The organism is Streptomyces sp. CA-251247 (assembly GCF_050952975.1).
Classification (GTDB): Bacteria; Actinomycetota; Actinomycetes; order Streptomycetales; family Streptomycetaceae; genus Streptomyces; species Streptomyces achmelvichensis.
Genome location: NZ_CP191861.1, coordinates 7,372,301 through 7,385,806, shown reverse-complemented (window position 1 = coordinate 7,385,806; position 13,506 = coordinate 7,372,301). Strand labels below are relative to the sequence as shown.

Annotated in this window: 18 protein-coding genes; 10 read left to right on the top strand and 8 right to left on the bottom strand. The window is 72.2% G+C overall.

What is annotated here, in order from left to right:
• Positions 1-88: 88 nt before the first annotated feature.
• From ACQPWZ_RS32965 to ACQPWZ_RS32955, 3 genes are all read left to right on the top strand, one after another.
• The gene (locus tag ACQPWZ_RS32965) at positions 89-991 is read left to right on the top strand and encodes a DMT family transporter (protein WP_433573907.1); all 903 of its coding nucleotides are present in this window, start codon (positions 89-91) and stop codon (positions 989-991) included.
• A gap of 155 nt (positions 992-1,146) precedes the next feature.
• Entirely contained in the window at positions 1,147-1,794 is a 648-nt protein-coding gene (locus tag ACQPWZ_RS32960) for an HD domain-containing protein (protein WP_433573227.1), read from the top strand.
• Positions 1,782-2,780: a GlxA family transcriptional regulator gene (locus tag ACQPWZ_RS32955; protein WP_433573226.1), complete on the top strand. Its 999-nt coding sequence runs from the start codon at positions 1,782-1,784 to the stop codon at positions 2,778-2,780. The genes ACQPWZ_RS32960 and ACQPWZ_RS32955 overlap by 13 nt, the downstream gene beginning before the upstream one ends.
• A 21-nt stretch (positions 2,781-2,801) precedes the next feature.
• Here the strand turns inward: ACQPWZ_RS32955 and nthA are convergent, their stop codons facing one another.
• The 4 genes from nthA to ACQPWZ_RS32935 form a co-directional block, all read right to left on the bottom strand.
• The gene (nthA, locus tag ACQPWZ_RS32950) at positions 2,802-3,389 is read right to left on the bottom strand and encodes a nitrile hydratase subunit alpha (RefSeq protein WP_433573225.1); all 588 of its coding nucleotides are present in this window, start codon (positions 3,387-3,389) and stop codon (positions 2,802-2,804) included.
• Positions 3,386-3,673: an SH3-like domain-containing protein gene (locus ACQPWZ_RS32945; protein WP_340477059.1), complete on the bottom strand. Its 288-nt coding sequence runs from the start codon at positions 3,671-3,673 to the stop codon at positions 3,386-3,388. Before ACQPWZ_RS32945 ends, nthA begins: the two co-directional genes overlap by 4 nt.
• Positions 3,666-3,947 carry a hypothetical protein gene (locus tag ACQPWZ_RS32940; RefSeq protein ID WP_356700093.1) on the bottom strand — a complete coding sequence of 94 codons (282 nt, stop codon included), beginning with the start codon at positions 3,945-3,947 and terminating at the stop codon, positions 3,666-3,668. The genes ACQPWZ_RS32945 and ACQPWZ_RS32940 overlap by 8 nt, the downstream gene beginning before the upstream one ends.
• Positions 3,948-4,066: 119 nt before the next feature.
• Complete coding sequence (locus ACQPWZ_RS32935; RefSeq protein ID WP_340477057.1) at positions 4,067-4,486, bottom strand: CBS domain-containing protein; 420 nt, start codon at positions 4,484-4,486, stop codon at positions 4,067-4,069.
• Between the two features lie 234 nt (positions 4,487-4,720).
• Between ACQPWZ_RS32935 and ACQPWZ_RS32930 the strand changes: the two genes are divergently transcribed.
• From ACQPWZ_RS32930 to ACQPWZ_RS32920, 3 genes are read left to right on the top strand one after another with little or no spacing between them, the layout of a single operon-like run.
• A complete protein-coding gene (locus ACQPWZ_RS32930) occupies positions 4,721-5,047 on the top strand; it encodes a plasmid stabilization protein (RefSeq protein ID WP_356700095.1) in 327 nt (108 codons plus the stop codon).
• Between the two features lie 43 nt (positions 5,048-5,090).
• Complete coding sequence (gene ligD / locus ACQPWZ_RS32925; protein ID WP_433573224.1) at positions 5,091-6,104, top strand: non-homologous end-joining DNA ligase; 1,014 nt, start codon at positions 5,091-5,093, stop codon at positions 6,102-6,104.
• A gap of 38 nt (positions 6,105-6,142) precedes the next feature.
• Complete coding sequence (locus tag ACQPWZ_RS32920; protein ID WP_356700099.1) at positions 6,143-6,763, top strand: DNA polymerase ligase N-terminal domain-containing protein; 621 nt, start codon at positions 6,143-6,145, stop codon at positions 6,761-6,763.
• Between the two features lie 20 nt (positions 6,764-6,783).
• Here the strand turns inward: ACQPWZ_RS32920 and ACQPWZ_RS32915 are convergent, their stop codons facing one another.
• From ACQPWZ_RS32915 to ACQPWZ_RS32905, 3 genes are all read right to left on the bottom strand, one after another.
• Positions 6,784-7,791, bottom strand: coding sequence for an alpha/beta fold hydrolase (locus ACQPWZ_RS32915; RefSeq protein ID WP_433573223.1), 1,008 nt, complete (start codon positions 7,789-7,791; stop codon positions 6,784-6,786).
• A 127-nt stretch (positions 7,792-7,918) separates the two neighbouring features.
• Complete coding sequence (locus tag ACQPWZ_RS32910; protein WP_433573906.1) at positions 7,919-8,155, bottom strand: His/Gly/Thr/Pro-type tRNA ligase C-terminal domain-containing protein; 237 nt, start codon at positions 8,153-8,155, stop codon at positions 7,919-7,921.
• Between the two features lie 30 nt (positions 8,156-8,185).
• The gene (locus ACQPWZ_RS32905) at positions 8,186-8,509 is read right to left on the bottom strand and encodes a hypothetical protein (RefSeq protein WP_433573222.1); all 324 of its coding nucleotides are present in this window, start codon (positions 8,507-8,509) and stop codon (positions 8,186-8,188) included.
• A gap of 126 nt (positions 8,510-8,635) precedes the next feature.
• Between ACQPWZ_RS32905 and ACQPWZ_RS32900 the strand changes: the two genes are divergently transcribed.
• The 4 genes from ACQPWZ_RS32900 to ACQPWZ_RS32885 all read left to right on the top strand — a co-directional run bounded on the left by ACQPWZ_RS32900 (position 8,636) and on the right by ACQPWZ_RS32885 (position 10,975).
• A complete protein-coding gene (locus ACQPWZ_RS32900; RefSeq protein WP_433573221.1) occupies positions 8,636-9,946 on the top strand; it encodes an SLC13 family permease in 1,311 nt (436 codons plus the stop codon).
• Positions 9,947-9,950: 4 nt separating this feature from the next.
• Entirely contained in the window at positions 9,951-10,457 is a 507-nt protein-coding gene (locus ACQPWZ_RS32895) for a universal stress protein (RefSeq protein ID WP_433573220.1), read from the top strand.
• A gap of 89 nt (positions 10,458-10,546) precedes the next feature.
• Complete coding sequence (locus ACQPWZ_RS32890; protein ID WP_313942552.1) at positions 10,547-10,774, top strand: DUF5133 domain-containing protein; 228 nt, start codon at positions 10,547-10,549, stop codon at positions 10,772-10,774.
• Between the two features lie 12 nt (positions 10,775-10,786).
• Positions 10,787-10,975 carry a DUF6381 family protein gene (locus ACQPWZ_RS32885; RefSeq protein WP_327677591.1) on the top strand — a complete coding sequence of 63 codons (189 nt, stop codon included), beginning with the start codon at positions 10,787-10,789 and terminating at the stop codon, positions 10,973-10,975.
• A 39-nt stretch (positions 10,976-11,014) separates the two neighbouring features.
• Here the strand turns inward: ACQPWZ_RS32885 and ACQPWZ_RS32880 are convergent, their stop codons facing one another.
• Entirely contained in the window at positions 11,015-13,495 is a 2,481-nt protein-coding gene (locus ACQPWZ_RS32880; RefSeq protein WP_433573219.1) for a SpoIIE family protein phosphatase, read from the bottom strand.
• Between the last annotated feature and the right edge of the window lie 11 nt (positions 13,496-13,506).

Genomic DNA, 13,506 nt, shown 5'->3' with positions numbered 1-13,506 from the left:
CCGATCGCGCGGTGGGCCGCAGCGAGGTGACCATGGCAGGAGACCACCGGCGGGGCCCGCCTCGCCCGTCCTCGGGAGGCCCGCCACGCTGCACACCCTGCTCCCGGTCGTCTTCGCGCTCTGCGCGGCGTTCAGCAACGCCGTCGCCACCGTCCTTCAGCGCAAGGCGGCCCTCACGGTGCCGCGGTCCGAAGGCTTCCGCGCCGGGCTGATGCTGGATCTCCTGCGGCGTCCCGTGTGGCTGGCCGGGATCCTCGCGGTGATCGCCGCCGGTGTCTGCCAGGCGCTGGCGCTGGCGACCGGGCCGCTCACGATCGTGCAGCCGCTGTTCGTCCTCGAACTGCCGCTCACCCTGGTCGTCGCCTCCCTTCTCATGCACCGGCATCTGCCGCGCACGGGCTGGCTGGCCGTGGCGGTCGTCGTGGGCGGTCTGGTGGTCGCACTGGCCTCCGCGGCCCCGACCGGCAACCGCACCCATGTGGCGCTGGACCGCTGGATTCCCGCGCTGGCCGCGTGCGTGGGAGCGGTCGCCGTGCTCGCCCTGGCGGGGCTCAAGCGTCCCGAGGGCCGCGCGCGTGCGGCCTGTCTGGGAGGGGCGACAGCGATCAGCTACGCCCTGACCGCGGCGCTGATGAAGGCGTCGATGCACATTCTCGACGACCAGGGGATCGAGGCGTTCTTCAGCGCCTGGCAGACCTACGGCTTTGCCGCGACCGGTGTCTGCGCGCTCTTCCTGCTGGAGAACGCGATGCAGGCCGGCCCGCTGGTGGCGTCCCAGCCCGCGCTCACCCTCGGCGACGCGGCGGTCAGTCTGGCGCTCGGCATCACCCTGTACGAGGAGGAGGTCCGCTCCGGCTGGTGGCTGCTGCCCCAGCTCTGCGGTGTCGCGCTGATCGCCGCGGGTGTCCTCGCGCTGTCCCGGATCCCGCTCACCCGCTCCGTCGTGGCCCCGGACGGCTCGGAGTCGGAGAAGGCGACGGAGGCCCCCTGAATCACGTCGCCCCTCGGAGGATTCGGCGCGCCGGGGAGGGGTGTCCGTATCTGTGGGTTGTCCGGCCTCACAGCCATGGCGGCGCGGACAGCGGCCGTCGAAGCTGGAGTCGTCGGACCGACCGGCACCCCGATGACGAAAGGTCTGTGACAGCGATGACGACCACCTCTCCCGCGCCCGCCGGAGTGAGCGTTCCGGACACCCGGCTCGCCCGTGAGGCGACCGAGCTGGTGCGCGACACGACCGACGAGCTGATCTACGGCCACTCCCGCCGTGTGTACTTCTTCGCCGCCCTTCAGGGCCGCAACCGTGATCTGTCCTTCGATCCCGAGCTGCTGTACGTCGGAGCGATGTTCCACGACCTGGGCCTCGGCGAGCGGTTCCGGACCAGCGGGCGGCGTTTCGAGGTGGACAGCGCGGACGAGGCACGGCGCTTCCTGGCGGCCCGGCGGGTGCCGGAGGACAGCATCCGGCGGGTGTGGACGGCGATCGCCCTGCACACCACCCCGGGGATTCCCGAGTTCATGGAGCCCGAGGTGGCGCTGGTGACGGCGGGCGTCGAGTACGACGTCCTGGGCATCGGCTACGGAGACCTCTCGGACGCCGACCGCGCGGCCGTCGTCGCACTTCACCCGCGCCCCGACTTCAAGCAGCGCATCCTGGCGGCGTTCACGGACGGGATCCGGCCGAAGCCGGAGACGACGTTCGGCAACGTCAAGGCCGATGTGCTCGAACACTATGTGCCGGGCTTCCAGCGAGGTGACTTCGTCCGTACGATCCTCGACTCCCCGTGGCCCGAGTGACCGGCGGCGCGGCACCCCATGTGGTGGCCGTGGTGGCGTTCGACGAGGTGCAGTTGCTCGATGTGACCGGCCCGGCCGAGGTGTTCACGACGGCCAACGGCTACGGCGCGCGCTACGACGTCCGGATCGTCTCCACCACCGGAGCCGATGTCCGCACGTCGTCCGGGGTGCGTGTGGGGGTGGACGGCGGGCCGGAGAGCCTGCCGCGACGCGTCGGCACGGTGGTGGTGCCCGGCCGGAAGGACTGGCGCAGAGCCGTCGCGGACCGAGATCTCGTCGCGTTCGCGGGCGGGCTCGCGGACCGCTCGAAGCGGGTCGCGTCCGTGTGTGCGGGCGCGTTCGTCCTGGCGGAGAGCGGCGTGCTCGACGGGCGGCGTACGGCGACGCACTGGCAACTCGCCGGGGAGCTGGCAGCCGCCTACCCCGAGGTGCGGGTGGAGGCCGATCCCGTGTTCGTCCGGGACGGCAACGTGGTCACCTCCGCGGGTGTCACAGCCGGCATCGACCTCGCGCTGGCGCTGGTCGAGGAGGATCACGGACCGGATGTGGCCCGGGACGTCGCCCGCGAGCTCGTGGTGTTCATGGCCCGGCCGGGCGGGCAGTCCCAGTTCAGCGCTCGCCTCACGCCCCGCGAATCCGGGCACCCCGTGGTGCGCCGGGTGATGGACGCCGTCGGCGCCGACCCCGGCGCACCGTACGGTCTCGACGCGCTGGCCCGCGATGCGGGCGTCAGCGCACGGCACCTGACGAGGCTCTTCCGCAGCGAGATCGGGATGACGCCGGGTCAGTATCTGGAGTCGGTGCGTCTGGAGGCCGCCCAGGCACTGCTGGAGGCGGGCAGCGATCCGGTCGAGGAGGTCGCCGGCCGGTCGGGCTTCGGGTCGGCGGAGACCATGCGGCGGACGTTCCAGAACACGCTCGGTGTCTCCCCGACGGTCTACCGCGCCCGGTTCCGTACGACGGCGGTCGCGGAACCCGGCGGCTAGGCGCGCTCATGGTGCGCCGGGTCAGATGGCTGCCGTGCCGATCAACGCGCCGCGGGACACCAGGGCCGCCAGTTCCTCTTCGGAGAGCCCGTCGGTGTTCTGGGGCCGTCGCGGCAGGACCATGTACCGCGTCTCCGACGTCGAGTCCCACACCGTGATCCGGGTCTCCGGCGGCAGATGGAGGCCGAACTCCGCCAGTACGGACCGGGGTTCACGGACCACCCTGGACCGGTAGGCCTCGCTCTTGTACCAGCTGGGGGACGGCCCGAGCAGCCGGATCGGGTAGCAGGAGCACAGTGTGCAGACGATGACGTTGTGGGTGTCGGCGGTGTTCTCGACGACGCGCAGGCGCTGCGGCTGCACGCCCCCGGCAGCGAATCCCAGCTCCGCGACGGCCGCGGTGCCGTCGTCGAGCAGCCGTGCGCGGAAGGCCGGGTCGGTCCAGGCGCGGGCCGTCACCCGGGCCCCGTTGGCCGGTGACGCCTCGCTCATGAAGGCGTCGATGACCTCGTCCAGGGCGGCGCCCGCGATCACGCCGCGCTCTTCGAGCAGGGTTTCCAGGCGGCGTACGCGACGGGAGATGGCCGCGTCGGCGTGGGTTGCGGTCACGGGCGGTCGTCCTCCAGATAGCTCTCGGACAGGTCGAGCACGACCTCGTGGTCGCCTGCTCCCCACAGCTCGCGGGCGGCGAAGCGTACGGCGTAGACCTGCTCGACCGGGGCGTCGTCGCGGCCCTGGGAGCGGATGTCGGCGAGCGGGGACCGGCCCTCGGGCTCGACCACGGTGCCCAGCTTGCCGCGGGCGTAGCGCGGGAGCCGCGTGTGGTGCGGCGGGTCGTGGTGGATCGTCCGCACACGCGCGCCGGGCGCGAAGCGGTCGGCGGTGTCAGTCATCGAGCTCACCGGCCTCGATGACGCCCTTCGCCTCCAGGAGGGCGACGATGGCGTGGAACCAGCGCTCGTAGTACGAGGCGGCCAAGTAGTCGGACGGCGGCATGGATTCGACGGCGTCACGGAACTCGTCGAGGTTGAAGACGTTGCCCGCGACCAGGGCACGGTTCAGTGCGAACACCCTGGCTTCCCAGTCCGCGTGGAAGGGCTCGGTGTCGTCGGTGGTGTCGATGGGGCCGAAGCCCTCCATGCCGCCGACGTCGTTGATCCTGGCCATGGCACCAGCCTAGGACTTCCGGTGGCGCGGGACACGGCGCTCACGGAGTCCGGGGCCGAGCACGACGGCGATGGGCCCGCGCCGCGGCAGGTCGCCGCCGTCCGGCCCGGGCCGCGGGGTCAGTCGTTCGGCGGAGTGGAGCTGATGTCCCCGAGCGCCGATGTGGGGTCGCGCTCGATGGCCAGGTCCCCCAGAGCGATGATGCCCACCGGCTTCCCGCCGTCGGTCACGGGCAGCCGGCGCAGCGAGTGCTTGCGCATCAGCTGCACGGCGCGCAGCACGTCGTCGTCGGCGGCGACCGTGACGAGTTGGTCGCTGCAGGCTTCCTGTGCGGTCGTGTCATCGGGGTTCCGCCCCTCAGCCATCACCCTGACCACCAGGTCCCGGTCGGTGACCAGGCCGCGCAGCCGCTCACCTTCGGTGACGAGGACGGCGCCGATGTCCGCGTCCCGCATCCGGTGCGCGACCTCGCTGACGGCGGTGAGCGCGCCGACGGTGACCGGCGGTCCGGTCATGATCTCGCGAACCTTCTGAGTCATCTCACAGTCCTCCTCCGACGGACGGCCGCGTGCCCGCGGCCGCCGGTTCCGCCGCTCGGGTACCCGCCAGGACGTACACCACGCTCGCGGTGCACGAAGACATCAATCGGTGGAAAGTGGGTGTGTTCCCGGCCGGAATCCGGGTACCGACGGCCCATACCGGAGCGTTGCGTTCGGCCGCGCAGACCGGCGCACCACGGGAATCGGACGCACAAGGAGCACAAGGAGAAGGCCATGCCGCGAGGTTCCAGCCCCAAGCGCGAGCGTCAGTACGAGCACATCAAGGAGGGTGCCGAGGAGCGCGGCGCCTCCACCGGCCGTGCCAAGGAGATCGCGTCGCGCACCGTGAACAAGGAGCGCGCACGTTCCGGCGAGGCGAGGACGGCGAGCAAGACGTCCACCCAGGACAGGAAGTCCGCCTCCCAGCGTGGCGGCGAGCGTTCGCACAGCGGTGCACAGGGGCCGACGAAGGACCAGCTGTACGCCGAGGCGAAGAAGAAGGGCGTCGAGGGACGGTCCTCGATGACGAAGGCCCAGCTGGCCAGGGCCGTCGGCCGCTGAGTCCGCGGGCCGCGACGCGCGGCCCCGACTCCGCACGCTTCCCATGAGCGGCCTCCTCGATGCGCTTCCCGCCGCGCAGCAGCGCCTGCTGAGCGCCGCCCCCTCCGGGGGCGGACTCGCCACGCACCCGATGCTGGCGGTGCTCAGCGACCGCCGTGTCTTCGACGACACCTGGGTCTTCGAGCGCAAACTCGACGGCATCCGGGCGCTGACCGTCCGCGCCCCCGAGGGAACGCGGCTGCTGTCGCGTACGGGCCGCGCCATGAACAACAGCTATCCCGAGCTGGTGGAGGCGCTGGCGGCGCAGTCGTGCGAGGACTTCACGGTGGACGGCGAGATCGTCGCGTACTCCCACGGGCGCACCGACTTCAGCCGGCTCCAGCAGCGCATGCAGCTGAGCGACCCGCGGAAGGCACGCGCGAGCGGGGTCGCGGTGACGTACTACCTCTTCGATCTGCTCACGCTCGACGGGAAGGATCTCCGGCGTCTGCCGCTGCGGACACGCAAGTCACTGCTGCGGCGCGCGCTGGACTTCGCTCCTCCCGTGCGCTTCACACCGCACCGCAATCAGGGCGGACAACGCGAGCTGGACGAGGCGTGCGCCCGCGGCTGGGAAGGCCTCATCGCCAAGCGGGCCGAGGGGACCTATCTGCCGCGGCGTTCACCCGACTGGCTGAAGCTCAAGTGCGCCCGGGCGCAGGAGTTCGTCATCGGCGGATTCACCGAACCGGCGGGCAGCCGGGTCGGCTTCGGCGCACTGCTGATCGGCTACTACGCGGACGGAGCCCTGAGGTACGCGGGAAAGGTGGGCACCGGCTACGACCAGGCCGCACTCCACCGGCTGCGCCGAACGCTGGACGGCCTGGAGCAGCGGCAGTCCCCCTTCGCCGACGTGGTCCGCGAGCGAGGCGTGCACTGGGTGGAACCGCGGCTCGTCGCGCAGGTCGGGTTCACCGAGTGGACGCGTGACGGCATGCTGCGCCACCCCCGGTTCCTCGGGCTGCGCGACGACAAGGAACCGGCCGACGTGGTCAGGGAAGAACCGGCGGCCGGCTGACAGCGCCGGCACAGCCCGCACAGGAAAGGCGGCTCACCATGGCCGGGAAGGACGAACTGTCGGAGTACCGCAGGAAGCGGGACTTCGACAAGACTCGAGAGCCGCAGGGCGGTGCCCCGGCGTCCGGATCGGCCCCCCGGTTCGTCGTCCAGTTGCACGACGCTCGCAGCGTCCATTTCGACTTCCGGCTGGAGGTCGACGGCGTCCTGAAGTCCTGGGCGATCCCCAAGGGGCCCTCGCACGATCCGCACGACAAGCGCCTCGCGATGCCGACCGAGGACCATCCGCTGGACTACCGGGACTTCGAGGGCGTCATCCCGGAGGGCCAGTACGGCGGCGGCACGGTGATCATCTGGGACGAGGGCACCTACCGGCCGAAGGGCAGCCCCGAGGAGTTCGAGAAGGCCCTGGAGAAGGGCCATGCCTCGTTCTGGCTCGACGGCCGCAAACTGCACGGCGGGTACGCGCTCACGCGGTTCCGCGGCGGAGACGGCGACGACGACCGCGAGGCATGGATGCTGGTGAAGCGGAACGACACCCATGCCTCCGACCAGGACGCACCCGACCCCAAGCGGGCCCGCTCCGCCCGCAGCGGCCGCACGCTCGGGCAGATCGCCGCCGACCCGGACGCCGACCGGTGGGAGAGCAACCGGTCCTGACGACCGAAGGGCGGTCCACGTCAGGCTTTCCGGTGCACCGTCGTCAGCCAGTCGACCAGCAGGCGGTTGACCTCGTCCGCCCGTTCCTGCTGGATCCAGTGGCCGCAGCCCTCGATGATGTGCGACGAGACGAGGCCCGGCAGTGTCGCCGGGAAGGCCTTGATGGCGTCCGCCAGCCAGGCCGTGGACGCGTCGCGTTCGCCGCCGATGAACAGCGAGGGCTGGGTGAGCAGCGCGCCGTCCCAGGCGGCCAGGTCCTCCCAGTCGCGGTCGATGTTGCGGTACCGGTTGAGCCCTCCGGTCAGACCGGACCGCTCGAACTCCTCGGCGTAGACATCGAGATCGGCCTCGGTGAGCCAGGCCGGCCGGACATCGCCGGGGAAGCCGTCGCGCAGCCGCGCCCCCGGCGGGACGAAGAACAGGCTGCCGTCGCCGCCCGACGGTGCGGTGTCGCCGGAGAGCGCGGCGTAGAACCCGGCGAGCCAGCCCCGCACATCGGGCTCGATCTCCGACTCGGCGCGGCCCGGCGCCTGGAAGTAGCTCATGTAGAACTCGGCCGCCCCGCCGAACTGTGCGAAGAGTTCCGTCGGCCGCCCGCCGCCCCGCGGCGCGTAGGGCACGCTGAGCAGGGCGGCGGCGGTGAAGACGTCGGGACGGAGCAGCGCCGAGTTGGAGGCGATGGGTGAGCCCCAGTCGTGGCCCACGATCGTCGCGGTCTCCTCACCGAGGGCGCGTACGACGCCGACGTTGTCGGACACATGGGCGAGCATCCGGTACGCGTCCACATCGCGGGGCTTCGAGGAACGTCCATAGCCGCGGACGTCGATCGCGACGGCGCGGAATCCCGCGGCGGCCAGGGCGGGAAGCTGGTGGCGCCAGGAGTACCACGACTCGGGGAACCCGTGGACCATGAGGACGAGCGGGCCGCTGCCCTGTTCCACCAGGTGGATACGGCCGCCCGGAACGTCCACCAGGCGATGTACGGCCTCATCGGTCGGCGGCGCGGGTGTGTCCGTGGGCTGCGACATGGTTCCTCCCCTGGAACGTCTGCGTCTGTTCGGCGGCCGGCCTACCGCCGCCGCTGCCCACGATCATGCCGGGGCAGAGTGCGGCGGTGCGAACGCTGTTGCCGATCCGGCAAACGGCCCGCTCAGGCTACTCGCCGGGGGTGTCCCACAGTTCGCCGCTGCGCCCCGCGACGAGCACGCCGATCCGGGCCAGAACCTCGTCCGCGGACAGCGCCTTCAGCCGGCGTCCGTCCCGAGGCCGCAGGGCGACCAGGTCGTCGTCGGCCTCCTCGGGGCCGATCACAGCCTGATGCGGGACGAGCCGGGCAGCCCTGATCCGCGCACCCGGACTGCCGTGCTCCGGCCCCACCAACTCGGCCCGCAGCCCCTGTTCGACGCCCCTGAGTTGGTCGCATCACGCCGCCCGGGCTCCGTCGGCCCGGTCCGCGAGCGCGTCCACGACGTCGGCGTACGCGGCGGGTGCCGTCACCTCCATCACCGTCCGGCCGTCGTCCGACTCGGTGAAACCGAAGGTGAAGAACGCGCAGCAGGCGCTCTCCCGCCGGGCGAGGTCGCGCGCCGGTTTGTCGGCCGCAGGGTCGAGAACCAGCCGCACCGACCCGGGCGCCACCCGCTCGACGCGGTGCAGCGAGCGGGCGAACAGGGCGTCGAACTCCGCGAGCCTCAGTGGCTGCTCCGTCGTCGGCAGCGTGCAGGCTTCCGGCACCCACATGGTCATGTCCGCACCCTCTTCCGTGACGTACGCACTCCCCTTGTGCGGCCCTTCTTCCTCGACGGTAGACCTGTACCCGGGTACCGGATGCAAGCCCGAGCGCGGTCGGCGAGGACCCGCTGCCCACGTACGATGCTGACCGGCGTCATCGCCGCCGCGCACCTCCCGCTCCCTGGGGTAACTCTGAACTCCGTCGTCGCCGAGATCCTCTCCGTCGCCCTGCTGCTCGCCGTACTGGCCTTCGCCGTGGCGCGCCCCCGCGGATGGCCGGAAGCCGTCGCCGCGGTCCCCGCCGCCGCGCTGCTCGTGGCGGTCGGCGCGGTCTCCCCCGCCGAGGCCTGGGAGCAGACGCAGAGCCTGCTCCCGGTCGTGGGCTTCCTCGCCGCGGTCCTGGTCCTCGCGCAGCTCTGTGCGGTCGACGGGCTGTTCACCGCGGCCGGCGATGTCGTCGCCCGCGCCTGCCGGGGGCGGGCCGACCGGCTGCTGGGGGGCGTGTTCGCGGCGGCGGCACTGATCACGGCCGTCCTGAGCCTGGATGCGACCGTCGTACTGCTCACCCCGGTGGTGTTCGCCGCCGCCACCCGCGTCGGAGCCAGACCACGCCCGCATGTGTACGCCACGGCCCATCTCGCCAATTCGGCCTCGCTGCTGCTGCCGGTGTCCAACCTGACCAATCTGCTGGCCTTCACCGCCAGCGGCCTGACCTTCACCCGGTTCGCTCTCCTGATGGCGCCCGCCTGGCTGATCGTCATCGTGATCGAGTACGTGGTCTTCCGCCGCTTCTTCGCCGCCGACCTGGCCGCCGGCGCACCGGACGAGCCGAAGGCCGGGCGGGTCGATGTACCGGTCTTCACCCTCGTCGTCCTGGGCCTGACCCTCGCCGGGTTCGTCGTCGCCTCGCTCCTCGGCGCCGAGCCGGCCTGGGCGGCGCTGGGCGGCGCCGTCGTCCTCGGCGTCCGGGCGCTGGCCCGCCGGAAGACGTCCGTGCGGGCCATGGTGGGGGCGGCGAGCCCGCAGTTCTGTCTCTTCGTCCTCGCGCTGGGCGTCGTCGTCAAGGCGGTCGTCGACCACGGCCTGGAGAGCGGCATCAGCCAGGTGCTGCCGCACGGCGACAGCCTGGGCGCGCTGCTGGCGATCGCGGCCCTGGCGGCCGTCCTCTCCAATCTCATCAACAACCTCCCGGCGATCCTCGCCCTTCTGCCGATCGTCGCGTCGAGCGGCCCGGGAGCCGTACTGGCGGCGCTGATCGGCGTGAACCTCGGGCCGAACCTCACCTACGTCGGCTCGCTCGCCACCCTTCTGTGGCGGCGGGTCCTGCGGGAGCACGACACCGATTCCGGTCTCGGCGACTTCACCCGCCTCGGCCTGTGGACTGTGCCTCCCACCCTTGTCGCCGCCACCATGGCCTTGTGGGCGATGCTTCAGGCGACCGGAGGGGGCTGAATCCGTGGCGGTGATCATCTGGATCACGGAGGGCACGTGGCGCGCGTGCGTGGACGCCGCCCGGGCGCAGGTTCCCGCCCGCGCCGATGTGACCTTGCTGTACGTCACCGGCGACGACGTGGCCGAGGCCGCACACGGAGCGTTCGCGGGCCTGCTCGGCCGCGGCCACCCGGAACGCGACCCCGGCGACCAGGTGGCGGCCCTTTCGGCGTCCGCCGCCGCCGAACTCCTGGACCGGGCCGCCGAGCGCCTCGGCAGACCCGCCGAGCGCCGTTTCGCGCACGGACGCGTGGAGCGTGAGGTCGTCACCGCCGCCGAGGGCGCCGACCTGCTCGTCTTCGCCCGGGACGGCGACCGGCACCGTCTGGGCCCCCGCAGTCTCGGCCCCGCCACGCGTTTCGTCATCGATCACGCTCCGTGTCCGGTGCTGCTGGTGTGGCCCGGGGCCGCGCCCGGCATCGACCGTCTTCCGCCGCCTCCGCCTCCGCCGCCACCGCCGCCTCCCGGCTGACGCTCCGTGTCGGCCGCCGGCGGTCTCGAATGGCGAAGCGGGGACAGCCGGGCGAAGAATGGATCAGACCCGCGTCCGGGGAGGTCTTGATGCTGATGCCGAACGAACCTGTGGTCGCCGAGCTTCTGAGCAACTACCGTCTGCAGGAACGCCGCATGCTGCGCAACCCGGCCGATGCCGAGATCAGCGCGAGCTTTCGGGATGCCGCAACCACGTTGTGCGTCCTCATGGGCCGGCGCACCGCCCTCGAGGCGGTACGTCTGGCGGAGAGCTATCTCGGAGTACGCCCGCGCGGCAGTAGCCCCACCACGGCCTGAGCAGGAGTGACGATGAGCATTGCAGGTGAATCCGGCCGAGCCCAGCAGATGCGAGACAAGGCACAGCAGCTGAGTGAAGCCGCTGAGCAGTCGACGGACCCGCGGAGGCGTCAGCGACTGCAGGAGAAGGCGCGCAAGCTCCAGGACCAGAGCGAGGTCGAGCGCGGGCTCGGCGCCGACGACGGCCGGCCCTCGCAGTAGCCGCGCCGACCCGCGGCCCGTTCCCCAGCGGCCCGGCGGTCACACCACCTCGATACCGACGACGCAGGTGTCGTCGTCGGTGTCGGCCCTGCTGTGCGTGAGCAGCCGGTCCAGCCGGTGCTCCAGCGAGGGGGTGGCGAGGCCCGCGGTGACGATCAGATGGCGCAGGGAATCCTGGAGCGAGGAGTCCCTGCGCTCGACCAGTCCGTCCGTGTACATCAGCAGGGTGTCGCCGATCTCCAGCTGGACCTCCCCCTCCTCGTACACCGCCTGCGCGACGGCACCGAGGAGCATTCCCTTGATGAGCGGCAGGTTGGCGGTCGTCTCGCCGCTCACGAGCACGGGCGGCAGATGCCCGGCCCGCGCCCAGCGCAGGGTGCGGCGGGCCGGGTCGTACAGTCCGCAGACAGCCGTGGCCGTGACCTGCTCGGTCAGATGGTGGGCCACGATGTTGAGCCAGGTCAGCAGTTGCGCCGGTCCGGCGCCGGTGACGGCGAGACCGCGCAGCGCGTTGCGCAGCACGATCATGCTGGTGGCCGCTTCGATGCCGTGCCCCGCGATGTCGCCCACGCACACGAGGACCTGTTTGGACGGCAGGACGAAGGCGTCGTACCAGTCACCACCGACCAGGTGCTCCGTCTCCGCCGGCCGGTAGCGCACGCCGATGCGCAGACCGGGCGCGTCGAGCGGACCGCGTGCGGGCGGCATGATCGCGTGCTGGAGCTGAAGGGCGAGCCGGTTGCGTTCGGCCGACTCCTGCTCGGTGTGGGCGAGTTGGTCGCGCGTCGCGGCCAGGGCGACCTCGGTCCAGTGCTGCGACGAGATGTCCTGGTAGGCACCGCGTACGGCGAGGAGGCGGGCGGCGGGGTCCAGCACCGGTTCGGCGATGACGCGGACGTGCCGGGTGACCCCGTCGGAGCGTTGCAGCCGGAAGGCGGTGGAGGCGGGCCGCCGCTTGTGCAGCAGGGTCCGCAGGAAGCGGCCGATGGCGACGGCGTCGTCCGGGTGGGCGTGCGCGGGCAGTTGCTCCAGTGAGACCGGTGCGGCGGTGGACGGCAGGCCGTAGAGGCTGCTGAGCTGCTCGTTCCAGGTGATCTCGCCGGTGACGGTGTTCTCCTCGAACCCTCCTATACGGCCCAGGCGTTGGGCGTGCTGGAGCAGACTGGCGAGCCGGGCGGCCTGGTCCTCGATCCGCCAGAGGAGCAGCACCGCGCCGCCGTGCCGGCTGATGCCGACGTCGGCGACGGCTTCCAGCGGCACCTGGTCGACCAGTGCGGTGAGGGCCATCCGGGAGGCGCGGAACGCCTCGCCCGTGGCCCACACCCGCTCGGCCTGCTCGAACAGTCCTCCGTCACCGGCGGCCATGGGGTAGGCCTCCAGCATCAGTGTTCCGGCCACGGCGCCTCGGGGGCGCCCGGCCGGATCGACGAAGTTGCGGTTGGTGTGGTGGATCCGGAAGTCGACGAGGTGGCCTTCGGTGTCGAGGTGAGGCAGCAGGACGAGGGCCGGGTCGTGGAGGCTGTCGACGAGGTCGACCAGTTCGGCGAGATCCTGTTGGAGCGGGCTCGCGGCGGGCGGGGAGCCGGGAAGCGGCAGCGGATGCGACCCCAGTGTGTGGGCGCAGAGTTCGGCCAGCGCCTCCACCTGGCGCCGGATCTGCGGCGGCTGCGGGGGCAGGTGGTGGGGCCAGCAGATCTCCAGGACACCGAGGATGCGGCCCCCGGTGCCGGCGGGCACGGCGACGCGCCCGCCGTCCGTAGTGGGTTCCTCGTGGATGGACGGCACGCCGGCCTCGGCGAACTCCCGCAGCCACACGGTCCGGCGCTCCGCCAGCGCCTGGCGGGCCACGGTCGCCACGCCGGGCGGCACATAGCGCCAGCGCCCGGCCTCCTCCGTGGGGAAACCGGCGTGGCCCGCGAGGCTGAGGGAGCCGTCGTGGCCCGCGGACCAGACGGCGACGGCGGTGGCACCGAGGGGAATGAGGGCGTGCGCCAGGAGCGATTCGGCGACGGCCTGGGTGTCGTCGGCGGCCAGTGCCGCGCTCTCGGCGGTACGCAGCCGTACCGCGGCGGAGCGCAGGGCGTCGTCCGGCGGCGTGACCGTGGTGCCCGCCTTCGCGACGAAGTCCCCGACCGCTTCCGAGAGGCGGTCGCGCGCCGTCTCGTTGATGATGTCGGCGGCCAGCTCCAACTGCGAGAGACCGGCCTGGTCGGCGAGCTCCGCGAGCTGCCGGGCCGCCTCGGCGGGACCGCATCGCAGACGCTCGACCAGCATGCCCTTGGCGAGCTCGATCAGCGCACGCCCGTCCGCCGCGGCGTGGGCCGCCTGCACCTCCTTGCGGAGACGGTCGACGGTCGCGGCCAGCCGTCCGACCGCGGACGAACGGTCGTCCTCGGCCGGAACCTGGTCCACGGTGCGGGCCGCTGCGAGATCGCCGCCCCGGGCCGCGGGCACGGCGCCGGGGGCGTGTCCCGGCAGACCGTCGTTGCGGCCCGGCTCACCGGGTGGCTGAGTGTTCACGTACCGCTGCT

Coding starts and splice junctions, on each gene's coding strand:
- ACQPWZ_RS32915 (WP_433573223.1), bottom strand. CDS start 7,791: ATGTCGCAGCCCACGGACACACCCGCGCCGCCGACCGATGAGGCCGTA.
- ACQPWZ_RS32945 (WP_340477059.1), bottom strand. CDS start 3,673: ATGACTGACACCGCCGACCGCTTCGCGCCCGGCGCGCGTGTGCGGACG.
- ACQPWZ_RS32930 (WP_356700095.1), top strand. CDS start 4,721: ATGCCGCGAGGTTCCAGCCCCAAGCGCGAGCGTCAGTACGAGCACATC.
- ACQPWZ_RS32920 (WP_356700099.1), top strand. CDS start 6,143: ATGGCCGGGAAGGACGAACTGTCGGAGTACCGCAGGAAGCGGGACTTC.
- ACQPWZ_RS32940 (WP_356700093.1), bottom strand. CDS start 3,947: ATGGCCAGGATCAACGACGTCGGCGGCATGGAGGGCTTCGGCCCCATC.
- ACQPWZ_RS32890 (WP_313942552.1), top strand. CDS start 10,547: ATGCTGATGCCGAACGAACCTGTGGTCGCCGAGCTTCTGAGCAACTAC.
- ACQPWZ_RS32905 (WP_433573222.1), bottom strand. CDS start 8,509: ATGACCATGTGGGTGCCGGAAGCCTGCACGCTGCCGACGACGGAGCAG.
- ligD (WP_433573224.1), top strand. CDS start 5,091: ATGAGCGGCCTCCTCGATGCGCTTCCCGCCGCGCAGCAGCGCCTGCTG.
- ACQPWZ_RS32885 (WP_327677591.1), top strand. CDS start 10,787: ATGAGCATTGCAGGTGAATCCGGCCGAGCCCAGCAGATGCGAGACAAG.
- ACQPWZ_RS32960 (WP_433573227.1), top strand. CDS start 1,147: ATGACGACCACCTCTCCCGCGCCCGCCGGAGTGAGCGTTCCGGACACC.
- ACQPWZ_RS32935 (WP_340477057.1), bottom strand. CDS start 4,486: ATGACTCAGAAGGTTCGCGAGATCATGACCGGACCGCCGGTCACCGTC.
- ACQPWZ_RS32900 (WP_433573221.1), top strand. CDS start 8,636: ATGCTGACCGGCGTCATCGCCGCCGCGCACCTCCCGCTCCCTGGGGTA.